At 73.6% G+C, this 23,944-nt stretch carries 20 protein-coding genes; 8 read left to right on the top strand and 12 right to left on the bottom strand.

Going from position 1 to position 23,944, the window contains the following annotated elements:
- Positions 1-99 precede the first annotated feature (99 nt).
- Entirely contained in the window at positions 100-1,542 is a 1,443-nt protein-coding gene (locus tag AB0D66_RS07665) for a GuaB1 family IMP dehydrogenase-related protein (RefSeq protein ID WP_362298152.1), read from the top strand.
- 594 nt (positions 1,543-2,136) lie between these two features.
- On the opposite strand, the gene AB0D66_RS07670 is transcribed toward AB0D66_RS07665, so the two are convergent.
- The 6 genes from AB0D66_RS07670 to AB0D66_RS07695 form a co-directional block, all read right to left on the bottom strand.
- A complete protein-coding gene (locus AB0D66_RS07670; protein ID WP_362298155.1) occupies positions 2,137-3,372 on the bottom strand; it encodes a histidine kinase in 1,236 nt (411 codons plus the stop codon).
- Positions 3,369-5,105, bottom strand: coding sequence for a cation acetate symporter (locus AB0D66_RS07675; protein WP_362298158.1), 1,737 nt, complete (start codon positions 5,103-5,105; stop codon positions 3,369-3,371). The genes AB0D66_RS07670 and AB0D66_RS07675 overlap by 4 nt, the downstream gene beginning before the upstream one ends.
- 293 nt (positions 5,106-5,398) lie before the next feature.
- Entirely contained in the window at positions 5,399-5,674 is a 276-nt protein-coding gene (locus AB0D66_RS07680; protein WP_362298162.1) for a hypothetical protein, read from the bottom strand.
- A gap of 184 nt (positions 5,675-5,858) precedes the next feature.
- Positions 5,859-6,722 carry a LytTR family DNA-binding domain-containing protein gene (locus AB0D66_RS07685; RefSeq protein ID WP_362298165.1) on the bottom strand — a complete coding sequence of 288 codons (864 nt, stop codon included), beginning with the start codon at positions 6,720-6,722 and terminating at the stop codon, positions 5,859-5,861.
- 95 nt (positions 6,723-6,817) lie between these two features.
- Positions 6,818-7,729, bottom strand: a complete 912-nt coding sequence (locus AB0D66_RS07690) for an SCO0930 family lipoprotein (protein ID WP_362298293.1) — start codon at positions 7,727-7,729, stop codon at positions 6,818-6,820.
- Between the two features lie 119 nt (positions 7,730-7,848).
- Positions 7,849-8,850 carry a GDSL-type esterase/lipase family protein gene (locus AB0D66_RS07695; protein ID WP_362298168.1) on the bottom strand — a complete coding sequence of 334 codons (1,002 nt, stop codon included), beginning with the start codon at positions 8,848-8,850 and terminating at the stop codon, positions 7,849-7,851.
- A gap of 315 nt (positions 8,851-9,165) precedes the next feature.
- On the opposite strand from AB0D66_RS07695, the gene AB0D66_RS07700 reads away from it, so the two are divergent.
- Entirely contained in the window at positions 9,166-10,620 is a 1,455-nt protein-coding gene (locus tag AB0D66_RS07700; RefSeq protein WP_362298171.1) for an amino acid permease, read from the top strand.
- 10 nt (positions 10,621-10,630) lie between these two features.
- Positions 10,631-11,086, top strand: coding sequence for an Lrp/AsnC family transcriptional regulator (locus AB0D66_RS07705; RefSeq protein ID WP_030027017.1), 456 nt, complete (start codon positions 10,631-10,633; stop codon positions 11,084-11,086).
- Here AB0D66_RS07705 and AB0D66_RS07710 read toward each other — a convergent pair.
- Positions 11,064-11,378 (bottom strand): WhiB family transcriptional regulator, encoded by a 315-nt coding sequence (locus AB0D66_RS07710; protein WP_362298175.1) that lies wholly within the window; start codon positions 11,376-11,378, stop codon positions 11,064-11,066. The two genes, AB0D66_RS07705 and AB0D66_RS07710, sit on opposite strands and share 23 nt — an antisense overlap.
- 336 nt (positions 11,379-11,714) lie before the next feature.
- Here AB0D66_RS07710 and AB0D66_RS07715 point away from each other — a divergent pair, with 336 nt between their 5' ends.
- The 3 genes from AB0D66_RS07715 (at position 11,715) to AB0D66_RS07725 (ending at position 15,613) form a co-directional block, all read left to right on the top strand.
- Positions 11,715-12,515 (top strand): carbon-nitrogen hydrolase family protein, encoded by an 801-nt coding sequence (locus AB0D66_RS07715; RefSeq protein WP_362298178.1) that lies wholly within the window; start codon positions 11,715-11,717, stop codon positions 12,513-12,515.
- A gap of 50 nt (positions 12,516-12,565) precedes the next feature.
- Positions 12,566-14,263 carry an NAD(P)/FAD-dependent oxidoreductase gene (locus AB0D66_RS07720; RefSeq protein WP_362298181.1) on the top strand — a complete coding sequence of 566 codons (1,698 nt, stop codon included), beginning with the start codon at positions 12,566-12,568 and terminating at the stop codon, positions 14,261-14,263.
- Positions 14,264-14,419: 156 nt separating this feature from the next.
- Positions 14,420-15,613, top strand: coding sequence for a GDSL-type esterase/lipase family protein (locus AB0D66_RS07725; protein ID WP_362298184.1), 1,194 nt, complete (start codon positions 14,420-14,422; stop codon positions 15,611-15,613).
- Here the strand turns inward: AB0D66_RS07725 and AB0D66_RS07730 are convergent.
- The 3 genes from AB0D66_RS07730 to AB0D66_RS07740 all read right to left on the bottom strand — a co-directional run bounded on the left by AB0D66_RS07730 (position 15,600) and on the right by AB0D66_RS07740 (position 19,022).
- Entirely contained in the window at positions 15,600-16,253 is a 654-nt protein-coding gene (locus AB0D66_RS07730) for a DUF5995 family protein (RefSeq protein WP_362298187.1), read from the bottom strand. The two genes, AB0D66_RS07725 and AB0D66_RS07730, sit on opposite strands and share 14 nt — an antisense overlap.
- Positions 16,254-16,329: 76 nt before the next feature.
- Positions 16,330-17,724 (bottom strand): solute carrier family 23 protein, encoded by a 1,395-nt coding sequence (locus AB0D66_RS07735; RefSeq protein WP_362298190.1) that lies wholly within the window; start codon positions 17,722-17,724, stop codon positions 16,330-16,332.
- 83 nt (positions 17,725-17,807) lie between these two features.
- Positions 17,808-19,022 carry an MFS transporter gene (locus AB0D66_RS07740; RefSeq protein WP_362298193.1) on the bottom strand — a complete coding sequence of 405 codons (1,215 nt, stop codon included), beginning with the start codon at positions 19,020-19,022 and terminating at the stop codon, positions 17,808-17,810.
- Positions 19,023-19,077: 55 nt separating this feature from the next.
- Here AB0D66_RS07740 and AB0D66_RS07745 point away from each other — a divergent pair, with 55 nt between their 5' ends.
- The gene (locus AB0D66_RS07745; protein WP_362298196.1) at positions 19,078-20,235 is read left to right on the top strand and encodes an ROK family transcriptional regulator; all 1,158 of its coding nucleotides are present in this window, start codon (positions 19,078-19,080) and stop codon (positions 20,233-20,235) included.
- Between the two features lie 561 nt (positions 20,236-20,796).
- Complete coding sequence (locus tag AB0D66_RS07750; protein ID WP_362298295.1) at positions 20,797-21,435, top strand: DinB family protein; 639 nt, start codon at positions 20,797-20,799, stop codon at positions 21,433-21,435.
- A 381-nt stretch (positions 21,436-21,816) separates the two neighbouring features.
- On the opposite strand, the gene AB0D66_RS07755 is transcribed toward AB0D66_RS07750, so the two are convergent.
- Together AB0D66_RS07755 and AB0D66_RS07760 are read right to left on the bottom strand one after the other, a co-directional pair.
- Entirely contained in the window at positions 21,817-23,430 is a 1,614-nt protein-coding gene (locus AB0D66_RS07755; protein ID WP_362298199.1) for a PLP-dependent aminotransferase family protein, read from the bottom strand.
- Positions 23,427-23,888, bottom strand: coding sequence for a MarR family transcriptional regulator (locus AB0D66_RS07760; RefSeq protein ID WP_362298202.1), 462 nt, complete (start codon positions 23,886-23,888; stop codon positions 23,427-23,429). Before AB0D66_RS07760 ends, AB0D66_RS07755 begins: the two co-directional genes overlap by 4 nt.
- Positions 23,889-23,944 lie beyond the last annotated feature (56 nt).

Genomic DNA, 23,944 nt, shown 5'->3' on the forward strand with positions numbered 1-23,944 from the left:
TGTAAACCCCAGGTCATGGGAGAATGAAGTACGTGCGTTTCCTCGGCTGCCCTGTCGAGGCCATAGAAGGATCCTTCGATCGACTGGGATGTTCAGCACGTGCGTTTCCTCAATGACCAGAAGCCGCCGTACGACCTGACGTACGACGATGTGTTCATGGTGCCGAGCCGTTCCGCGGTCGGTTCCCGTCAGGGCGTCGACCTCTCCGCCCCCGACGGCACCGGCACCACCATTCCGCTCGTCGTGGCGAACATGACGGCCATCGCGGGCCGCCGGATGGCCGAGACGGTCGCCCGCCGCGGCGGCATCGTCGTCATCCCGCAGGACATCCCGATCGAGGTCGTCACCGACGTCATCTCCTGGGTGAAGACCCGCCACCTCGTGCTCGACACCCCGATCACGCTGGCGCCCACCCAGACCGTGGCCGACGCGCTGTCCCTGCTGCCCAAGCGCGCCCACGGCGCGGGCGTCGTCGTGGACGGCGAGGGCCGCCCGGTCGGCGTCGTCACCGACCACGACCTCACCGGCGTGGACCGCTTCACCCAGCTCTCCGAGGTCATGTCGAAGGAGCTGCTGCTCATCGACGCCGACATCGACCCCCGCGAGGCCTTCAACAAGCTCGACGCGGGCCACCGCAAGCTGGCCCCGGCCGTCGACAAGGACGGCAAGCTCGTCGGCATCCTCACCCGCAAGGGCGCGCTCCGCGCGACCCTGTACACCCCGGCCACCGACGCCGGCGGCAAGCTGCGCATCGCGGCCGCCGTCGGCATCAACGGGGACTTCGCGGCCAAGGCCAAGCAGCTGCTCGACGCGGGCGTGGACACGCTCGTCATCGACACCGCGCACGGCCACCAGGAGTCGATGATCAACGCGATCAAGGCCGTCCGCGCGCTGGACCCGCAGGTCCCGATCGTGGCCGGCAACATCGTCGCCGCCGAGGGCGTCAAGGACCTCATCGAGGCCGGCGCGGACATCATCAAGGTCGGTGTGGGCCCCGGCGCCATGTGCACCACCCGCATGATGACCGGCGTGGGCCGCCCGCAGTTCTCCGCGGTGCTGGAGTGCGCGGCGGAGGCCAAGAAGTACGGCAAGCACGTGTGGGCCGACGGCGGCGTCCGCCACCCGCGCGACGTGGCGATGGCGCTGGCCGCCGGTGCGTCGAACGTCATGATCGGCTCTTGGTTCGCCGGCACGTACGAGTCCCCGGGCGACCTGCAGCAGTCCGCCGACGGGCGCTTCTACAAGGAGTCCTTCGGCATGGCGTCGGCGCGTGCCGTGCAGAACCGCACGTCGGAGGAGTCCGCCTACGACCGGGCCCGCAAGGGTCTGTTCGAGGAGGGCATCTCGACCTCGCGGATGTTCCTGGACCCGACCCGGCCGGGTGTCGAGGACCTGATCGACTCGATCATCGCCGGCGTCCGCTCCTCGTGCACCTACGCCGGGGCGGGGTCCCTCGCGGAGTTCGAGGAGAACGCGGTGGTCGGCGTGCAGTCTGCCGCGGGCTACGCGGAGGGCAAGCCGCTGCACGCCAGCTGGAGCTAGGCCCCGCACTTCCCGCAGCCCCCGGCCCCCTCGGCCGGGGGCTGCGGCGTTCCCGGCGCCCCGCCCGTGGCCGGCCTCCACGCGCCTCCGGCGGCGCCCCATCGCCGGCGAGGCTGACCCGCCCTCCGCCCCCGGCGGGCGCGGGCCGGCTGCCGGGGCTCCGCCCCAGACCCCGCGCGCGAATCACCGGCGGGGCTGACTTGGCCTTTGCCGCCTGGGCGCTGGCCGGTTGCCGGGGCTCCGCCCCAGACCCCGCGCCTCAAACGCCGGCGGGGCTGGATGTGGCCGCCCTTTGCTCTCGGGTGGCGCCCGGCAAAATCAGCCCCGCCGGCGTTTGAGGCGCGGGGGTCCGGGGGCGGAGCCCCCGCACCGGGGCCGCGTCGTGTGGCCGGGTTCAGCCGTGCCGGGCGCAGTTACTCCACGCCACGGCTGCGTCACGCTCAGGTCATCAACCTGGAAGGGAACCCCGTGACCAGCACCCGCACCCGCCCCGCCGCACAGACGGCCACGCCCTCGCCCGCCTGCAGCAGGAGCACGGCAAGGCCCTCCACGGCTTCCTCCTCTGCCTGACCTCCGGCGACCGGCACGGGTCCGTCAGTAACGGGGGGAATGCGGTCCCGGAGGTGAACTGTGCACACCCGCACGGTACTTCGGGATCCGCACGGTCACCTTCAGGCCCGCGCCGAGGCCCGTCTCGATCACCGGCCCGTACTCGTCCCCGTACACCTGCCGGATCCGTTCGTCGATGTTGGGCAGGCCGATGCCCGAGGAGGAGCCGGCGAGCTCCCCGGCCAGGATCCGGCGCAGCAGTGCCGGATCCATCCCGATCCCGTTGTCCTCGACGGTGATCACCGCCTCGGCTCCCGCGTCCCGCGCCGTGATGGTGATCCGGCACTCCTCGGGGGAGTCCTCCAGCCCGTGCTTCACGGCGTTCTCCACCAGCGGCTGGAGGCACAGGAACGGCAGCGCCACCGGCAGCACCTCCGGCGCCACCTGCAAGGTCACCTTCAGCCGGTCGCCGAACCGGGCCCCGGCCAGCGCCAGGTACTGCTCGATGGAACGCAGCTCCTCGGCGAGCGTGGTGAATTCGCCGTGTCGGCGGAAGGAGTAGCGGGTGAAGTCGGCGAACTCCAGCAGCAGGTCCCGGGCCCGCTCCGGGTCGGTCCGGACGAACGAGGCGATCGCGGCCAGCGAGTTGAAGATGAAGTGCGGCGAGATCTGCGCCCGCAGCGCCTTGATCTCCGCCTCCATCAGCCGGGTCCGCGACCGGTCCAGCTCCGACAGCTCCAGCTGGACGGACACCCACCGTGCGACCTCCGTCGCGGCCCGCACCAGCACCGCGGACTCCCGCGACCCGTAGGCCACCAGCGCCCCCAGCATCCCGTCCTCGCCGGTCAGCGGGGCCACCACCGCCCACTTCAGCGGACAGCCGGGCCGCTGGCACTCGGTCCGCACGCTCTGGCTGCGCCCCGACTCCAGCATCACGGCGACCCGGGCCATCGCCCGCCGCTGGTGGTGATCGGCGCCCGGGCCGTCCCACGCCAGCACCGACTCCCGGTCGGTCAGGCACAGCGCCTCCGTGCCCAGCAGCGACCGCAGCCGCCGGGCGGCCTTGCGGGCGGCGTCCTCGGTCAGCCCGGCCCGCAGCGGCGGAGCGGCCAGCGAAGCCGTGTGCAGGGTGTGGAACGTGGCCCGCTCCACCGGAGTCCCCAGTCCCAGCCCGGCCGCCCGCTCGCCGCGCCGGGCCTGCCACCGGCCCGCCAGCCAGCCCGCGCCCACCAGCAGGGCCGCGACCAGGACCGCCGGCACCACCAGAGCCGTCCCGTTCACCGCGCACCCCCCGCTGCCCGCTCCCCGGCCGCCACGTCCTCCGGCAGGTGCAGCCGCGCCAGGGTGGCAGCCGTCCCCGCCGGGATCCGCGACCGGCTGCCCAGCGACACCAGCACCATTGTCAGGAACCCGAGCGGCACGGACCAGGCCGCCGGCCACGCCAGCAGGGTGTGCGCCCAGCCCGCCGGGGCCAGCCCGCCCCGGGTCGCCAGTACCGCGCTGAGCGCCGCCCCGCCGCCCGTGACCAGCCCGGCCACCGCCCCCGGCGGGGTCAGCCGCCGCCACCAGATGCCCAGCACCAGCAGCGGACAGAACGACGAGGCCGACACGGCGAAGGCCAGCCCCACCGCGTCCGCCACCGGCACGTCACGGGCCGCCACGCTCCCGGCCAGCGGCACCAGCACCGCCAGCAGCACCGCGAAGCGGAAGCTGCGCACACCGCGCGTCGGCAGCAGGTCCTGGTGCAGCACCCCCGCCACCGCCATGGTCAGCCCCGAGGCCGTCGACAGGAACGCGGCGAAGGCGCCCCCGGCCAGCAGCGCCCCCAGCAGCTCCCCGAGCAGCCCGCCCAGCATCCGCTCGGGCAGCACGAGCACCGCCGCGTCCGCGTCGCCGGTCAGGGCCAGCTCGGGCGCGTAGATCCGGCCCAGCGCCCCGTACACCGGCGGCAGCAGGTAGAACACCCCGACCAGGCCGAGGACGACGAGCGTGGTGCGGCGCGCGGCCCGCCCGTTGGGGCTGGTGTAGAACCGCACCGCCACGTGCGGCAGGCCCATGGTGCCGAGGAAGGTGGCCAGGATCAGCCCGTACGTCGCGTACAGCCGGTACTGCCAGTGCTCCCCCGACAGCGGCTCCGACCAGCTGGACACGCTCAGGCCGGCCTCCGCCCGGGTGTCGGGGACGGGCGTGTCCGGGGCGAACTCCAGCCGCGCGTCGGCCCGTACGGAATGCTGCCCGGCCGCGAGGGTCAGCGGGATCGCGTCGTAGGTCCGCCCGTCCACCTGCCCGGTCACCGTCAGCGTCAGCGGCGCCTCCACCGACAGCCGGACGTCCTCGGCCACGGTCACCGAGGTGTGCTCGCGGAAGACGGCGGGCGCGTCGAACGTGGCCCGCGGCGCGCCGTCCCCGGCCCAGGCGGCGACCAGGAAGAAGGCGGGGACCAGCAGCGCGGTGAGCTTGAGCCAGTACTGGAAGGCCTGCACGAAGGTGATGCTGCGCATCCCGCCGGCGGCCACGGCCGCGCTCACCACGAAGGCCACCACCACCCCGCCCACCCAGTGCGGGGCCCCGGTCAGGATCTCCAGGGTCAGGCCCGCGCCCTGCAACTGCGGCAGCAGGTACAGCCAGCCGACCCCGACCACGAACAGCACCGCGATCCGGCGCACGGCCTGCGACTCGAGCCGGGCCTCGGCGAAGTCCGGCAGGGTGTACGCGCCCGAGCGGCGCAGCGGGGCCGCCACCAGCACGAGCAGCACCAGGTACCCGGCGGTGTACCCCACCGGGTACCACAGCATCTCGGGCCCCTGCAGCAGCACCAGCCCGGCCACCCCCAGGAAGGACGCGGCGGAGAGGTACTCCCCGCTGATCGCGGCCGCGTTGAGGCGGGGGCCGACGGTGCGCGAGGCGACGTAGAAGTCGGAGGTGGTCCGGGATATGCGCAGGCCGAGCGCGCCGACGAGGACGGTGGCCAGGACGACGACGGCGACCGCGGTCAGCGCGTACGTCTGGTTCACCGGGGGTCCTTCGGCCGGGGGAGGGTGACGGGAGTCTATGCACGGCCCCGGCCGCGCAACAGGCACGATCCGGCCCGTACGCGGCGCCGACCCTGCGCGGGGGCTTTCCCCCACCCCGCACCCTCCCGAAACCGGGACGCCGCCCCAGACCCCGTGCGTGCGCTGCGCGCCCGTGCCCTCACACGTCGGCGGGCTGAAGATGCAGCCCCGCCGGCGTTCGAGGCGCGCGGGGGTTCGGGGGCGGAGCGCCGGTTTCGGGAAGGGGTGGGGCGGGGGAGGAGTCCGCGCAGCGGTCAGACGGCCGGGTCGCGGTGTTCGGCGCAGTCGCGGAGGGCGATCTCCAGCTCCACGTACGACTCCTCCGCCCGCCGGAAGGCCAGCGTCAGCGCGGCCTCGGCCCGCGGCGGCACCTGCCCCCGGACCACCTCGCCCGCCTCGTAGAGGACATCGGCCCAGCGCGCGGCGGCACTGCGCAGGCGGGCCAGCAGCGCCTCCGCCTCGGCCGGCCCGGTCGGCGCGCCGCGCGGCAGCCCGGTCAGCGCGTCGAGCAGAGCCTGGATCTCGGACATCACGCTCCTCCCGCGCCGGAAGATCCACGATACGCGGGCGCCGAGGCCGGCGGCGGCCGACGGCTCCGCCCGATCGCCGTACGCCACTCGCCGTGCGACGAACGGCGGTCCACCGCCGCCGGACGGTCGACCGCGCCGCCGGACGGCGCCCCGGCCCCCGGGCGTGCCCCCGTGCCCCCGGGCGTCAGCCCGTGGCGTGCCGCATGAGGAGGTCCCGCAGCTCCCGCGCATGGCGCCGGCTCACCTGGAGTTCCGCCGAGCCGACCCGGACGCTCGTCGTGCCCGCGTCCAGCCGGAGTTCGTCGATCCGGGCCAGGGCCACCAGGTGGCGGCGGTGGATCCGGACGAAGCCGCGGGCCGCCCACCGCTCCTCCAGCGTGGACAGCGGGATGCGGACGAGGTGGCTGCCCTCGTCGGTGTGCAGGCGGGCGTAGTCGCCCTGCGCCTCGACGTACGCGATGTCCGCGATCGCCACGAACCGGGTGACGCCCCCCAGCTCGACGGCTATCTGCTCCGGCGCGCGCTCGGCGGCGGTGGTCCCGGCCGCCTGGCGCGGCGGCACCTGCGGCGACACGCGCGGCACGGGCGGCGCCGGCGGCACCGGGGCGGCGGCCGTGGCGGGTACTCCCTCGGCGGCCGCCGGCGCCCGCCCGGGCTGCCCCAGCTGCGCGCAGGCCCGCCGCACGGCTTCGGCCAGCCGTTCCGGGCGGACGGGCTTGAGCACGTAGTCCACGGCCTTGAGGTCGAAGGCCTGGACGGCGAACCCCTCGTGGGCGGTGACGAACACGATCAGCGGCGGCCGCGCGAACCCGGCCAGCAGCCGGGCGATGTCCAGCCCGGTCAGCCCGGCCATGTGGATGTCGAGGAAGACCACGTCGATGCCGTCGGCGCCGTCCGGCCCGGCCTCCAGCGCCACCGTGATCCGGCGCAGCGCCCCGGTGGCGTCCGAGGCGCCCTCGGCGCTGAGGATCCGCGGATCGGAGCGCAGCAGGTAGAGGAGCTCCTCCAGGAGCGGCTTCTCGTCGTCGACGGCCAGTACGCGCAGCATGCGGGGAGTGTAGGAGGTGTCCCGCCCGGGCGGAACGGCGCGCGGCCCCGCCCCGGGGGATGTGGGCGGAGCCGCGCGGTTCGGGAGGCGGGGGGTTACTGGACGGTGATCAGCTTGCCGTCGGGGGAGACCGCGTACCAGGTGCCGCCGACGCCCTGGCCGTTGATGTCGCCCGGCTTCTTGTCGCCGGCGAAGGTGTACACCGGCCAGCAGTCGACGGTCTGCTGCTTCTGGCCGTCGGGGCGGTCCAGCACGAGGTAGTTCCGCTCGGTGATGCCCTTGGCGTCGGCCTTGTCCACCGGGGGCACGACCGGCCACTTGGCCAGGCAGTCGCCGACGCACTTGGAGACCATCGGCCACGCGGTGTCCGGCTTGAACCGGTAGACGGTCATGCCCTTGCCGTCGACGATGTGGTCGCCCAGCTTGGGGTCCTTCGCGACGGACAGGCCCGCGCCCGCCCCGGTCGCACCGGCCGGGGCGGCGGCCGCCTTCGCCGCCTTCCTGCCGTCGGGGGCGAACGCGAACCACACCCCGCCGACGCCCTGGCCGTTGAGGTCGCCGGCCTTGGTGTCCTTGTTGAAGCGGTACGCGGGCCAGCCCGCCACCGTCAGCTGCTTGGTGCCGTCGGTGCGCACGACCTCGCCGAGCAGCGCCGGGTCCATGCCCGCGGTGGCGGTGGCGTCGCCGGCCGCGACCACCGGCCAGGTCTTCGCGCAGTCCCCGTCGCAGTTCGACTTCGGCGGCTCGGCGGTGTCCTTGTCGAAGCGGTACAGGGTGAGGCCGGAGCCGTCGGTGAGGACGGAGCCGAGCTGCTCGCTGTTCGCGACCGCCAGCTGCCCGGCGGGCTGGGCCGCGCCGTCGGCGGGGGGCTGGGAGGAGGCCTGGGCGGCGGCCCCGGCCGGCTTGGCCGTGTCGGCGGCCTTGTCCTGCGACGGGCCGCAGGCGCTCGCCGCCAGGACGACGGCGATGGCGGCCGCGGCGAGGGTGGTTCCGCGCTTCATGCCCATGTTGATCTCTCCCACGTCTGGTGTCCGTTCCGCGCCGTCGCCCCAGCGGCGGCAACTGTGCACAGGACACGCCCCGGTGGGTCCGGCCTGTTCACGGCGGACGGTGTGGGCTGTTTCACTCACCCCGCGCCGAACCCGGCCCGCCGTAGGGCCGTGGCCACAGCGAGGCCGAGTACCTGGTGCCCGGCGTCGTCGGGGTGCAGCCCGTCCGCCAGGTGCTCGGGGCCGAGCAGGTCGCGGCCCGGGAGCACGGCGAGCCGCTCGTCCCCGGCGGCGATCCGGTCCCGGGCGGCGCGCTCCATCGCGTCGCGCAGGGCGCCCAGGGTGGCGCCGAGCCGGTTCGGGGTGCGCTCGGCGTCGGGCCGCAGGACGGGGGAGACCAGCAGCAGCGGGGTGCGCGGATGCCCCTGGCGGACCAGGTCGAGGAACGCGCGGGTGGTCTCGTACAGCAGGGGCGCGGAGTAGGGCACCCGGGACCAGCAGTTGGTGCCGAAGGCGAGGGTGAGGACGTCGGCGGGCAGCGCGGCGAGCTGTTCGGCGGTGGCGAGCTCGCCGCGGGCGGCTCCCGCGTAGCCGAGGTTGACCGTGTCCCAGCCGAGCGCCCGGCCGGCGACCGCGGGCCAGCCGTGGGCGGGCCGGGTGGACCACCAGCCCTCGGTGATCGAGTCGCCGTGCACCACCCAGCGCGGGGCGGGCGGCGACGGGGCGAGCGGGCCGCCTATCCCGCGCAGGCCGAGGACCAGCGGGGACTGGGTCTCGGGCGGGTGGATGGTGAACGGCCCCGGCCCGTCGCCCAGTTCGATGCGTACGACGGCCTCCGCGGCGGGTTCGGTGAACACCTCGCGGATCACCCCGTGCCGGTCCCACAGCGCGAACCCGTGGGCGAGGTCGCGCAGGGAGTCGGTGGGGCCGGGCACGGTGGCCCGGTAGCGGATCTCCACGGCCCGCGCCGTCCCGGCGGTGAACTCGAGCCGCACCCCGATGGGCAGGGTGGCGCGCTCGCCGGTGTCCCAGGGCAGCCGCATGGTGTCGGCCGGGTCGGCCCGCACGGGCCGTCCCTTGTCCAGCCACGCGACCCCGCGCAGGAAGGGCGCGGGATCCTGCCACAGGTCGAGGTCCATGGCGGCACGCTGCGGGAGATCTGATGAGCTGTCAAGAATGCCGGTCGAGGTCCCCCGTGCAGCGATCGATCATCCGCGCGCAACAAAGGACCATCTGGGACAGATCCGCGCAACGATCGTGCGGCAATGTGCAAGGATGGTGCATTACGGGCGGTATCACTCAGCTCGTAGGCTCACTCGCTGTACGTGGAGTGGCGCGGACCGCCTGCTCGGCGGTCCTCCCATGCCCAGGCAGGCTTCTCGCCCGCCTGCCCCGGCTCCGGACCGCTGCGGTCGACGCCTGAATCCCCACCCGCAGCAAGAAGGAGTCACCCCGTGCTCGACCACGGCCAGGCGCCATCCGCCACGACCGAGGCCCGCAGGCCCGCCCACCCGCTGCTCCGCCGCAAGCCGGTCGAGCAGCTGGTCGCCGAGGGCGGCCAGGGCGAGGGCGGCTCGCTGCGCCGCTCGCTCACCATGTGGCAGCTGACCATGATCAGCATCGGCGCGACCCTGGGCACCGGCATCTTCGTCGTCCTCGGCGAAGCCGCCCCCAAGGCCGGCCCGGCCGTGACGATCTCGTTCATCATCGCGGGCCTGACCGCGCTGTTCTCGGCCCTGTCCTACGCCGAGCTCGCCGGATCCGTCCCCGTCTCCGGCTCCTCGTACTCGTACACCTACGCCACCATGGGCGAGCTCATCGCCTGGATCTGCGGCTGGTGCCTGGTCCTGGAGTACGCGGTGTCGGTCGCGGCGGTCGCCGTCGGCTGGGGCCAGTACCTCAACGAGCTCCTCGACGGGACCCTGGGCTTCACCATCCCCGAAGGCCTCTCGGCGCCGCTGGGCGAAGGCGGCTGGATCAACCTGCCCTCGCTCGTCGTCGTCCTGATGGCCATGGTCTTCCTGATGCGCGGCGCCAAGGAGAGCGCCCGCATCAACACCGTCATGGTCGCGGTGAAGATCATCACGCTGCTGCTCTTCATCGGCATCGGCTTCATGGGCATCAAGGCCGGCAACTACGCGCCGCTCGCCCCGCTCGGCATCACCGGCATCAGCGCCGCCGCCTCCACGCTCTTCTTCTCCTACATCGGCTTCGACGCCGCCTCCACCGCCGGTGAGGAAGCCAAGAACCCGAAGAAGGACCTGCCGCGCGCGATCATGCTCTCGCTGGGCATCGTCACCGTCCTGTACTGCCTCGTCGCGTTCGTCGCCGTCGGCGCCATGCCGTGGCAGGACTTCGAGGGCACCGAGGCCGCGCTCGCCCAGATCATGACCGACGTCACCGGCCACAGCTTCTGGGGCGTCGTCCTCGCGGCCGGCGCGGTCGTCGCCATCGCCTCCGTCGTCTTCGCCGTCCTGTACGGACAGACCCGCATCCTCTTCGCGATGTCCCGCGACGGCCTCGTCCCCAAGGCCTTCGCCAAGGTCGACGCGAAGACCGGCGTGCCGCGCGTCAACGTGCTGATCGTCTCGCTCTTCTGCGGCGCCCTCGCGGCCTTCATCCCGCTGGGTGAGCTGGCCAACGCGACCAGCATCGGCACCCTCTTCGCCTTCGCTCTGGTCAACGTCGCGGTCGTGATCCTGCGCCGCACCAAGCCCGACATGCCGCGCACCTTCAAGGTGGCGCTCTTCCCGGTCACCCCGATCCTCGGCTTCCTCGCCTGCGGCTACATGATGTACAGCCTGCCGGTCGCCACGTGGGTCGCTTTCGGTGGCTGGATGGCCGTCGGCCTCGTGGTCTACTTCGTGTACGGCATGCGCCGCTCCACACTGGCCACAGCAGAAAAGTGATCCACCCGCAGTGCGACTGAACGATCTCGACGAACGCATCGTGCACGCCCTCGCCGAGGACGCCCGCCGCTCCTACGCGGACATCGGCTCCGAGGTCGGGCTCTCCGCCCCCGCCGTGAAGCGGCGCGTGGACCGGCTGCGCGCCGAAGGAGCCATCACCGGCTTCACGGTCCGCGTGGACCCGGCCGCGATGGGCTGGGAGACCGAGGGCTTCATCGAGATCTACTGCCGCCACAACACCTCGCCGGACGACATCCGGCGAGGTCTGGAGCGGTACCCCGAGGTGGTGTCCGCGTCGACCGTCACCGGCGACGCGGACGCCCTCGTCCAGATCTTCGCCTCCGACATGCGCCACTTCGAGCGGGTCCTGGAGCGCATCGCGGGGGAGCCCTTCGTGGAGCGCACCAAGTCCGTCCTCGTGCTCTCCCCCCTGCTGCGCCGCTTCACCTCCGGCGCGCCCGCGTAGCTCCCGCGCCCTCCAGGTCCCGCTCGTCACGCAGCGAGCGGCGCTCCTCCTCCGTCAGGCCGCCCCAGACCCCGAACGGCTCACGGGTCCGCAGCGCGTGCTCCAGGCACTGCGCGCGCACCGGGCACACCGCGCAGACCCGCTTCGCGGCCGCGTCCCGCTCCTCGCGGTCCTCGCCGCGCTCGCCGGCGGGATGGAAGAACCGGGCCGAGCCCAGATCCCGGCAGGCGGCCCCGGTCTGCCACTCCCAGAAGTGGTGGGTGGCCCCGGGCAGGCGGGTGACGTCCGTCATGGCGGTTTCCTTTCCGTGGGTTGTCCCCGCGTCTGACCGCTGCTCGTCCACCGAAACCCCCGCGGCGCCCGCCCGGACGCCCCCGCCGGCCCGCCCGGCCCCCGCCCCGACGGCCCGCGCCCGCCGGGACGCTCCGCCCGGATGCCCCGACACCCCCGACGATCTCCGTATCGCCGCCGGTCACCCGCCCTGCAGACCCCCGCGCAACGAATCTCCGCGAGCGCGCCGGAACACGCAACGAATCGATGCGCGGAGCGCAACGGTCACGGCTTGTCTCCGTCGAACGCGCGAACGTACCGTTTTACGACCCCACCCCTCCTGCCACAGAGGTAGTCCATGCCCCCGCTGCGCACCGCCCTCCTCCAGAGCTCCGGACGTCTCGGCGACACCGCCGGGAACCTCAAGGCGCTCGACGAGGCCGCGGCACGCGCCGCACAGGGCGGGGCCGGGCTCCTCGTGACCTCGGAGATGTTCCTCACGGGCTACGCCCTGGAGATCGAGGAGATCGCCGCGCTCGCCGAACCGGCCGACGGCCCGTCCGCCGTCGCCATCGGCGAGATCGCCCGCCGCCACGGCGTCGCCGTCCTGTACGGCTACCCCGAGCGCGGCGGCGACGCCGTGTTCAACGCGGCGCAGCTCATCGGCCCCGACGGGGCGGCGCTCGCGAACTACCGCAAGACGCACCTCTTCGGCTGCTTCGAGCAGGACGCCTTCACCCCCGGCGACACCACCGTCGTCCAGGCGGACCTCGGCGGCCTCCGCATCGGCATCATGATCTGCTACGACGTGGAGTTCCCCGAGAACGTCCGCTCCCACGCGCTCGCCGGCACCGACCTCCTCCTGGTGCCGACCGCGCAGATGCACCCCTTCCAGTTCGTCGCCGAACAGCTCGTCCCCGTACGGGCCTTCGAGAACCAGATGTACATCGCGTACGTCAACCGCACCGGCCCGGAAGGCGAGTTCGAGTTCGTCGGACTCAGCTGCCTGGCGAGCCCCGACGGGGTCACCCGGACCCGGGCCGGACGCGGCGAGGAGCTGGTGTTCGGCGAGGCCGACCCCGAGCTGCTGAGCGCGTCCCGCACGAACAACCCGTACCTGCGCGACCGCCGCCCCGGGCTCTACGCCTCCCTCGTCTGACCCCCTGCTCCTCCGCTTCCCCCAGCCCTGCCGCAAGGAGACGTACCCCCATGACGTCCACGGTGCCCACCACCGCCGTCCCGCACAGCGACGGACAGCCGCCGATCACCATGTTCGGCCCGGACTTCCCGTACGCGTACGACGACTTCCTCGCCCACCCGGCGGGGCTGGGCCAGATACCCGCGACCGAGCACGGCACCGAGGTCGCCGTCATCGGCGGCGGGCTGTCCGGCATCATCTCGGCCTACGAGCTGATGAAGATGGGCCTGAGGCCCGTCGTCTACGAGGCCGACCAGATCGGCGGCCGGCTGCGCACGGTGGGCTTCGAGGGCGCGGGCACCGAGGAGCTGACCGCGGAGATGGGCGCGATGCGCTTCCCGCCGTCCTCCACGGCGCTCCAGCACTACATCGACCTCGTCGGCCTGGTCACGGAGCCCTTCCCGAACCCGCTTGCCGAGGCCACCCCCTCCACGGTCGTCGACCTCAAGGGCGAGACCCACTACGCCGAGACCATCGCCGACCTCCCGCAGGTCTACCGCGACGTCGCCGACGCGTGGAACGCCTGCCTGGACGAGGGCGCCGACTTCTCGGACATGAACACCGCGATGCGCGAGCGGGACGTCCCGCGGATCCGCGAGATCTGGGCGAAGCTCGTCGAGAAGCTCGACGACGAGACCTTCTACGGCTTCCTCTGCAAGTCCGAGGCCTTCCAGTCCTTCCGCAAGCGCGAGATCTTCGGCCAGGTCGGCTTCGGCACGGGCGGCTGGGACACCGACTTCCCGAACTCCATCCTGGAGATCCTGCGCGTCGTCTACACCGAGGCCGACGACCACCACCGCGGCATCGCGGGCGGCTCGCAGCAGCTCCCGCTGCGCCTGTGGGAGCGCGAGCCCCAGAAGATCATCCACTGGGCCCAGGGCACCTCGCTGTCCTCCCTGCACGAGGGCACCCCGCGCCCGGCGGTGACCCGTCTGCACCGCACGGCGGGCAACCGCATCACGGTGACCGACGCCTCCGGCGACATCCGCACCTACCGTGCCGCGATCTTCACCGCCCAGTCCTGGATGCTCCTGTCCAAGATCGAGTGCGACGACACGCTGTTCCCGATCGACCACTGGACGGCGATCGAGCGCACCCACTACATGGAGAGCTCGAAGCTCTTCATCCCCGTGGACCGTCCGTTCTGGCTGGACAAGGACGAGGAGACGGGCCGCGACGTCATGTCGATGACCCTGACCGACCGGATGACCCGCGGCACCTACCTGCTGGACAACGGCCCGGACAAGCCCGCCGTCATCTGCCTCTCGTACACGTGGTGCGACGACAGCCTCAAGTGGCTGCCGCTGTCCGCCAACGAGCGGATGGAGGTCATGCTGAAGTCCCTCGGCGAGATCTACCCGAAGGTCGACATCCGCCGCCACGTCATCGGCAACCCGGTCACCGTGTCCTGGGAGAACGAGCCCTACTTCATGGGCGCGTTCAAGGCCAACCTCCCGGGCCACTACCGCTACCAGCGCCGCCTGTTCACGCACTTCATGCAGGACCGCCTCCCCGAGGACAAGCGGGGCATCTTCCTCGCGGGCGACGACATCTCCTGGACGGCAGGCTGGGCCGAAGGCGCCGTCCAGACCGCCCTGAACGCGGTCTGGGGCGTCATGCACCACCTCGGCGGCTCCACGGACGCCACCAACCCCGGCCCCGGCGACGTCTACGAGGACATCGCCCCGGTCGAACTCCCGGAGGACTGACCTCCGCCCTCCCGGACCGGGGCGGCACCCCCGCCCCGGACCGCACCCCGTGACCACGGGCCGCCCCCGCGCACACCTCGCGGCGGCGGCCCGTACTCATACCCGGCGGCGGAAAAACGTGTGCACGTCCGGCCGACGCGGGGCAGGCTGGCCCGTATGAATGCCCCGTACAACAAAACCGGCCCCGCCCCGACGATCACCACCCCCGTGGCGGCGCACCTGCTGCGCGGCGCCCTCGAGGTCGAACGCACCGCGCACGGCGTACTCCCGCACCGGCTGCCCGCCCACGCGCGCGAGCAGCTCCCCACCGCGGACTTCGCCGCGGTCGAGGCCCAGCCCTCCGGGGTGCGCATCGCCTTCCGCACCGGGGCCACCACCGTCGAGCTGGACGCGCTCCCCACCAAGACGCTCTACCAGGGAGCCCCGCCCCGGCCCGACGGCGTGTACGAGCTGCTCGTCGACGGGCGCCCGGCCGGCCGCGGCAGCGTGCCGGGCGGCAACGTCCGCGTGGTCGACATGGCCACCGGAGCCGCGGAGCTGCGGCCCGGCCCGCCCGGCACTGTCCGGTTCCCCGGGCTCCCCGCCGGGATGAAGGACGTCGAGATCTGGCTGCCCCACACGGAGGTCACCGAGCTCATCGCCCTGCGCACCGACGCCCCGGTCGAGGAGCTCCCGGACCGCGGCCGCCGGGTGTGGCTGCACCACGGCAGTTCCATCAGCCACGGCTCCTCCGCCGCCGAGCCGACCGGCACCTGGCCGGCGCTCGCGTCCGCGCTGGGCGGCGTGGAGCTGGTCAACCTGGGGTTCGGCGGCAACGCCCTGCTCGACCCGTTCACCGCGCGCGCCATCCGCGACACCCCCGCCGACCTGATCAGCCTCAAGATCGGCATCAACCTGGTCAACCACGACGCGATGCGCCTGCGGGCCTTCGTCCCGGCCGTGCACGGGTTCCTCGACACCGTCCGCGAGGGGCACCCGACCACCCCGCTGCTGGTCGTCTCTCCCGTCCTGTGCCCCATCCACGAGGACACCCCGGGCCCCACCGCGCCGGACGTCGAGGACGGGCAGCTGCGCTTCAAGGCCCTCGGCGACCCGGCGGACCGCGCCACCGGCCGGCTGACGCTCGGCGTCATCCGGGACGAGCTCGCCCGCATCACCACGCAGCGGGCGGCCGGCGATCCGAACCTGCACCACCTCGACGGCCGCGCCCTCTACGGCGCGGCGGACTTCGCGGAGTTCCCCCTGCCGGACAGGCTCCACCCGGACCCGGCCGGCCACCGCCGGATCGGTGAGCGCTTCGCGGAACTGGCGTTCGGCGACGGCGGCCCGTTCGCCGTCACACGCGGCTGAGCCGGCCCGGGGTCAGCAGGCAGCGGCCGACCAGGCCGACGCCCGCGTCGAGGGATTCGCGGAACTCCTCGGCCAGGTCGGGGGAGCGGCGCAGGGTCCACAGCAGGCGGGCCGACGCCCAGGCCCCGGCGCGGGCCCGCTCCAGGCTCCACGAGCCGAGCAGGTGGGTCAGCGGGTCGGCGATCTCCAGGAGGTCCGGGCCCGGCATCAGGTCCTCGCGGATGAGTTCCTCGAGGGCGACCAGGGTGTCGCCGACCCGGTCGAAGTCGGCCTCCAGGGCCCGCGGTTCGCAGTCCAGGGCCCGGCAGGTGGACACCACCGCCACCGCCAGGTCGTGGCCGATGTGCGCGTTGATCCCGGCCAGCGCGTGCTGGAGCGGGCGGATCCCGGGATGGCGGCGGTACTGGAACAGGGGGCGCCAGCAGGCCGGGGCCCGGTCGGCGTCCACCGCGGCCAGGTACCGCTCCGCGAACCGCACGCTGAGGGTCTGCGCCCGCCGCGGCGCCGGGAACCCGCCGTGTTCGATGCGCCGGTGCAGGGTCTCCGTCACCGTCAGGTAGACCCGGTTGAAGACGGCGACACCGTCCTGCGGCGGGAGCCGCTCGTCCAGGGCGCGCATCCGCGCCAGCACCGCTTCCATGTCAGGCAGAGTCGCAGGCACCGGCACGGATCCGGGGAACTTGGCCGTACGCTTCGCCGGTTCGGGCGAAACCCCGTCAACGTGGCGTGTCGCGGCCGTCCTGATGATCGTAGGCGGAGGTGCCCGCGTCGAGCAGCGGCTCCTGCCGCTTGAGGTGCGCGGGGGCGAAGTACCGCAGTGCGTGGTAGCCCGTGATCACCACGATCGTGCCCAGGGCGATGCCGCCGAGCTCGAAGGTGTCGGTGATCCGCAGCGTGACCCCGCCGACGCCGATGATGATGCCCGCCGCGGCCGGCACCAGGTTCAGCGGATTGCGCAGGTCCACCCGGCCGTTGATCCAGATCTGGGCGCCGAGCAGGCCGATCATGCCGTACAGGATGACGGTGATGCCGCCCAGCACCCCGCCCGGGATCGCGGCCACGATGGCCCCGAACTTCGGACAGAGGCCGAAGAGCAGCGCGAAGCCCGCCGCCGCCCAGTACGCGGCCGTGGAGTAGACCCGGGTGGCCGCCATGACCCCGATGTTCTCGGAGTACGTGGTGTTCGGCGGGCCGCCGACCGCCGTGGAGAGCATGGACGCGGCGCCGTCCGCGGCGATGGCGGTGCCGAGCTTGTCGTCCAGCGGGTCGCCGGTCATCTCGCCGACGGCCTTGATGTGCCCGGCGTTCTCGGCGATCAGGGCGATCACCACGGGCAGGGCGATCAGGATGGCCGACCACTCGAAGGCCGGTGCGTGGAAGGCGGGCAGCCCGACCCAGTCGGCCTTGGCGACCCCGGAGAGGTCCAGGCGCCAGTGGTCCACGGCCTCGGGCCCGCCCACCGTGGAGTGGATCTTGCCGAAGATCCGGTCGAGGACCCAGGAGAGCCCGTACCCGAAGACCAGCCCCAGGAAGATCGCGATGCGGGACCAGAAGCCGCGCAGACAGACCACGGCCAGCCCGGTGAACGCCATCACCAGCAGGGCCGTCCACTGGTCCTGCGGCCAGTACGTCGAGGCCGTCACCGGCGCCAGGTTGAAGCCGATCAGCATCACGACCGCGCCCGTCACCACCGGCGGCATCGCCGCGTGGATGATCCGCGCCCCGAAGCGCTGCACCGCGAGCCCGGCCAGGAAGAGCGCGACGCCGACGACGAAGACGGCGCCGGTCACCACCGCGCTGTTCCCGCCCGAGGCCCGGATCGCCGCGGCCACACCGACGAAGGAGAGCGAACAGCCCAGGTAGGAGGGGACCCGGCCGCGCGTCGCCAGGAGGAAGATCACGGTCGCGACACCGGACATCATGATGGCCAGGTTCGGGTCCAGGCCCATCAGGACCGGCGCGACGAAGCTCGCGCCGAACATCGCCACGACGTGCTGGGCGCCCAGCCCCGCGGTCCGCGGCCACGACAGCCGCTCGTCCGGCCGCACCACCGCGCCGGGGGCGGGGGTCCGCCCGTCGCCGTGCAGGGTCCAGCGCACGCCGAGGCCCATGTTCCACCACTTCCGTTCCGCCGCTGATCAAGTATCGAAGCCGCTGGGGCCTGTCTTCTCGATCAGGCCGGGCCCCCGATATGTTACGGGCGGATACCGGCAGTTTCGTCCCGATTGGCTGCGGAGGCCCCGGGAGCGGCCGGCTTCTGCCGCAGCACCGCGGCCCCCGCCACGAGCATGAAGGCCAGCAGGGTGACCAGCCCGAAGGAGACCACGAGCGAGGTCGCGTCCGCCACCGCCCCGATCGCCGACGGGGCGATCAGCCCCGAGGTGTACGTGATCGTCGCGACACCCGCGATCGCCTGCGCCGGGGCCGGCCCGCTGCGCGCCGCCGCCGCGAAGGCCAGCGGAACCACCACGGCGATGCCCAGCCCGATCAGCCCGAAGCCGGCCATCGCCGCCGCCGGCTCGCGGACCGAGACCACGACCAGCCCGCCCGCGGTGGCCAGAACGCCGCCCGCCCGGACGGTCCGCACCGCCCCGAACCGGTCCACCACCCGGTCCCCGGCCAGCCGGGCGACGGCCATCGTGAGCGCGAAGGCGGTGGTCGAGGCCGCCGCCAGACCGGCGTCCGTGTCCAGCACGTCCCGCAGGTAGACCGCGGACCAGTCCAGGCTCGCCCCCTCGGCGAAGACCGCGCAGAAGCCTATGGCGCCGATGAGCAGCGCGGACCGCGGCGGCAGCGCGAAGTGCGGCGGAGCCGCCTCCTCCTGGTCGCTCCTGAGGTCCAGCACCCCCTGTACGGCGGCCAGCCCGGCCGCGGTGAGGACCAGCGCGGCGACCGCGTGGTGCAGCCGGGCGTCGGCCCCGGCGTGCGCGGCGACCGTGCCGGCCGCCGAGCCGATCAGCGCGCCCACGCTCCACATGCCGTGCAGCGAGGACATCACCGAGCGGCCCAGCCGGTTCTCCGTTTCCACGCCGAGCGCGTTCATCGCCACGTCCGACATGCCGGAGGTGGCCCCGTAGACGAAGAGCGCGAAGCAGAGCACGGGCAGGTTCGGGGCGAGGCTCGGCAGGATGAGGGAGAGGGTCCACAGCGCCAGCAGCCCCCGCAGCGCCGTACGGGCGCCGAAGCGGTGGTTGATCCGCCCCGCCAGCGGCATCGCGAGCGCCGCGCCCAGGGCGGGGAAGGCGAGGGCCAGACCCAGGGTGCCGGCGCTGAGCTGGGCGTGGTCCTGGATCCAGGGGATGCGGGTGGCGAAGGAGCCGGTCACGGCGCCGTGGGCGCAGAAGACGGCCGCGATCGCGAAACGGGCATGGCGCAGCCGCGCCGGGCTGAGGTCGGTTTCCCCGGTCATGGGAGGTAAACTATCAGGGACCCTGCCTGATAGTTAATGGCCGCGACTGCCTAGGATGGGCGCCGTGACCCCAGCCCCCACCTCGACGCCGGTACCGTCCCCCGCCTCACCGAGCACGGCGCGCGCCATCAACGACCGCCTCGCCCTGCAACTCCTCCAGGAGGCCGGGCCGCTGACGGCCACCCAGCTCAAGGCCAGGACGGGCCTGTCCCGCCCCTCGGTGGCCGACCTCGTCGAGCGGCTCGCCGAAGCCGGACTGATCGAGGTCGTCGGCGAATCCGGCGAACAGCGCCGCGGCCCCAACGCCAAGCTCTACGGAATCGTCGCCCGCCGCGCCCACCTGGCCGCCCTCGACGTACGGACCGACAGCGTCACCGCCGTCATCACCGACCTCCTCGGCCACCCGCTGGCCGAGGCCGCCCTGCCCGTCGGCGCCCCCGAGGACGCGGTCGCCGCCCTGCTGCGCACGGCCGCCGACGCCGGGGCCGGCGAGCTGCACACCGTCGTCGTCGGAGCCCCCGGCCTGGTCGGCCCCGCCACCGGCGAGCTCCGCGACACCGAGGGCCTGCCGGCGTGGCACCGGGACCTGGTGGCGGCCCTGCGGCGGACCCTGACCGCCGTGGTGGCCGTCGAGAACGAGACAAACCTGGCCGCCCTCGCCGAGCAACGCCTGGGCGCGGCCCGCGACGTGGACTCCTTCGTCCTGCTGTGGCTCGGCGCGGGAGTGGGCGCGGCCGTGGTCCTGGACGGGCGGCTGCGCCGGGGCGCCTCCGGCGGGGCCGGCGAGATCGGCTTCCTGCCCGTTCCCGGCACCGGCGCGCTGCCCTCGGCCACCGACTGCGGGGGCGGCTTCCACGCCCTGGCGGGCCGCGAGGCCGTAACCGCACTGGCCCGCGCCCACGGCTTCGCCGGTCCCGCGGAGGAGGCCGTGGCGGGGGCCGCCGGGGAGGCCTTCCTCGAAGCCCTGGCCGAGCGGCTGGCCCTCGGGGCCGCGGCGGTCACCGCCGTCCTGGACCCGGGCTGCGTGGTCCTGGCGGGCGAACTGGGCCGGGCGGGCGGCCCCGCCCTGGCCGCCCGGGTCGCCCGCCGCCTGGCGGCGCTGACCCCCGTCCCCACCGAGGTCCGCGCGACGACCCTGGGCGGCCCGGCGGTCCTGACGGGCGCCAGGCTGGCGGCGCGGGAGGCGGCGCAGGAGGTGCTGTTCGGGGGGTAGGGGGGATGGGGGGGGGTTGGGCGGGGGCTTCGGGGACTGGGTGCGGGGGCTTCGGGTACTGCGGGGGCCTGATTCCTGCTGGGGCTGATCAGGGAGGGTTTGGGGGTTTCCCGCCAGTCCCACTGTCCTTCCGTGCCGGGACGGCCTGTCAAGGGCGCTCCTTCGTCGCGTCGCTTCGCGATGGCCTTCGGCCACCCTTGACAGGCCGTCCCGGCACGGAAAGACAAGGACTGACGGGAAGCCCCCAAAAGAACGGTCCACTGGTTCCAGGCGTCCATCAATGGGCATCAGGGACCGGCACCTAGCCGACCGGGGGCGGGCACCACCCCCACACGGGCCGACAGGCAGGCCATTCCCCGACGTCGGCTGCCCAACCCGCACCAAACAGCGGCGGGAAGCCCATCCCGATCCACCTACGCGTCAGATCGCTACGCGCTTCTCATCTCTCAGCGTCAGACGGCCGTCTGGAGCTGGGAACAGGTGCGGGAAAATGGGACGCGGTGTCTGTCCTGCTCTGACAGGCTGGCGCGCCAGCCCGCCGACCTGCAGTTCGTTGGAGTGATCGTGATCCCGCCTCGTCTGGTCCCGTTGGTGCAGCAGTTCGACTTCGCGCGCGAGCGCCTCGGCAACCGCATGTCAGGGCCCGTCATGGACAGCGGTGACGGGGCGGACACCAAGGTCGGGCCCATGACCGGCGAGGAGTTTCTCTGGGAGCCAGTGCGGGGCTGTTGGTCCGTGCGGCGGCGAACCGGCGGGCCCGGCCCGCGCGCCACGCTGCTGGCCGGAGCGGGTGACTGGGGTCGCGACGCGGCGTCGTACCCGCACCCCTGGCCGCCGCCGTTCACCACCATCGCGTGGCGCCTGAGCCACCTCAGCGAAATGCTGACCCTTCGCGCCGACCACACGGCCGGCAGCCGCTCGCGTACCCGGGACGACTACCCCGTCAGCGGGGACGTCGACGAAGCGGTCGCGGCATTCGACACTGCCGCCGGCGCCTGGCGGGAGGCGCTGCTGAGTGTCGACGATGCCGCACTGGACACCGTGGGGTACTGCACCTACCCGCACGGCAGCGACGCGGAGGAACCCTTCATCGACATCGCCTGGTGGGTCAACCAGGAAGTACTGCACCACGGCGCGGAGATCGCCCTCCTCCGCGACCTCCACCGTGAAGCCTTTTCCCAGCCCCAGACGGCCGTCTGACGCTGAGAGATGAGAAGCGCGTAGCGATCTGACGCGTCTCACCGCTCCTGGTGGGCTTCTCGCCGCTGTCTGGTGCGGGTTGGGCGGCCCCCGGCCCGGAATGGCCTGCCTATCGGCCCGTGTGGGGATGGTGCCCGCCCCCGGTCGGCTAGGGGCCGGTCCCTGATGCCCGCTGCCCGTGATCGTGACCCAGTGGACCGTTCTTTTGGGGGCTTCCCGTCAGTCCTTGTCTTTCCGTGCCGGGACGGCCTGTCAAGGGTGGCCGAAGGCCATCGCGAAGCGACGCGACGAAGGAGCGCCCTTGACAGGGCGGCCCGGCACGGAAAGACAGTGGGACTGGCGGGAAACCCCCAAACCCTCCCTGATCGGCCCCAGCAGGAATCAGGCTCCCGCAGTCCCCGAATCCCCACTCCCGCCTTCACCACCGCCCCCATCCCCGCCCACCCCCGCCTGTCCCACCACTCCCACCACTCCCGCCAGGAGCTCCACAGCCCGTGCGAACGCCGCGTTCGGGGGTGCCGCGTAGCCGACCACCAAGCCCTCGCGGGGTGGGGTCGGGTCCGCTCGGTGCCGGTAGGACGAGAGGCCGTCCAGGGCGAGGCCCGCCGTTCGGGCCGCCGACAGGGTGGGGGCCTCGGTGCCCGGGGGGAGTTCCAGTACCGCGTGGAGGCCGGCCGAGATGCCCGTCACCCGGATGCCGGGCGCCCGTGCGGCCAGTACGGACACCAGCTGGTCACGGCGCTCCCGGTAGTGCTTCCGCATCCGGCGGACGTGCCGGTCGTACGCGCCGCACTCGATGAAGTCGGCCAGCGCCAGCTGGTCCAGCGCGCTCGCCCACGACTCCCGCTGCCCCTTCGCCGCCAGGACCTCGTCCACCAGCCGGTCCGGCAGGACCAGCCAGCCGAGGCGGAGCGCCGGGGAGAGGCTCTTGCTCAGCGAGCCCGCGTAGACCACGTGCTCCGGGGCCAGGCCCTGGACGGCGCCGACGGGTTTGCGGTCGTAGCGGAACTCCCCGTCGTAGTCGTCCTCCACGATCACGCCGCCGGTCGTGCGGGCCCATTCCACGGCGGCGGCGCGCCGCGCGGGAAGCAGGCGGCCCCCGGTGGGGAACTGGTGCGCCGGGGTGAGCAGCAACGTGCGTACCCGGGAGGGCAGTACCCCGGTCGTCTGCGCTCCGTCCTCGTCGACCGTGACGGGGTGCGGGCGCACCCCGGCGGCGTCCAGGATGCCGTGGTGGAAGGGGAGCCCGTACGCCTCGACGGCCCAGTCCCGGGGCCGGACGGAGGCGAGGAGGCGCAGACCGTTCGCGAAGCCGGAGCAGACCACGATGTTCTCCGGGCCGGTACGTACGCCCCGCGCCCGGGACAGGTAGGCGGCCAGGGCGCGCCGCAGTTCGGGGCGGCCGCGCGGGTCGCCGGGGCCGAAGGCCTCGGTGGGCGCCGCGGAGAGGGCCCGCCGGGCGCTGGCGGCCCACGGGCCCCGGGGAAAGGAGGCCGGGTCGGGTTTGCCCTGGAGCAGGTCGTAGCGGGGCCCCGCGGGCGCCGGGCCCGCGCCCATGCCACGCCCGGTGCCGTGTCCCGCCCCCTGCCCGGTGCCGTGTCCCGACCTCTGCCCAGTGCCACGCCCGGTGCCGTGTCCCGCCCCCTGCCCGGTGCCGTGTCCCGCCCCCTGCCCAGTGCCCTGCCCTGTGTCGGGCCCCGCCCCCTGCCCCGCCCCCCGCTCCGCCGCACCCTCCGCCACCCGGGTCCCGGAGCCCTGGCGGGCGGTGAACCAGCCCTCGGCGACCAGTTCGGCGTAGGCGTCGGCGACGGCGTTGCGGGCCAGTCCGAGGTCGGCGGCCAGGGTGCGGTACGGCGGCAGGCGGGTTCCGCCGGCCAGTCGTCCGCTGCGGACTGCGCTGCGCAGGGCCTGGGCGAGGGCGGTCCGGCGGGCTCCTTCGGCGGGGAGGTCGAGGTGCAGGTCGGCGCCCGTACCGCCGTCGTCGCGGGCCGTCACGCGTCGGCCTGCGGTGCGAAGACGGTGTGGGCGGCCGTCAGGAAGCGGCGGACGGTGTCCCGTTCGGCCGGGTCGAAGGAGTCCAGTACCCCCAGCACCCCGTCGATCAGCGGGCCGAAGAACTCCCGGCCCAGCCGGATCGCCTCGGGCTCCACGCACAGCAGGATCCGGCGCCGGTCGCGGTCGTCGCGGACCCGCGCCACGTGGCCGAGCCGCTCCAGGCGGTCGATCACCGCGGTGGTGCCCGCGGAGTTGAGGCCGAGCCGGGTGCCGAGCAGGCCCGCGGTGGCCGCCTCGCCGGCGCGGTCCGCGTCCAGCAGGCAGATCAGGGCCCGCACATCGGTGGGGTGCATGCCGTTGCGGGCGGCGAACTCCGCCTGGCGCAGCCCGAACTCGACGGTCACCGCCCGCAGCAGGTGCACCAACCGCAGGTTCTCGGATTCCCCGTTGTCGCTCACATCGACCTCCGTCTAACATCTCTCGCCAAGCGAGATTATCGCCCAACGAGATAGGG

The sequence above is a fragment of the Streptomyces sp. NPDC048270 genome (genome assembly GCF_040652335.1).
Lineage (GTDB): Bacteria > Actinomycetota > Actinomycetes > Streptomycetales > Streptomycetaceae > Streptomyces.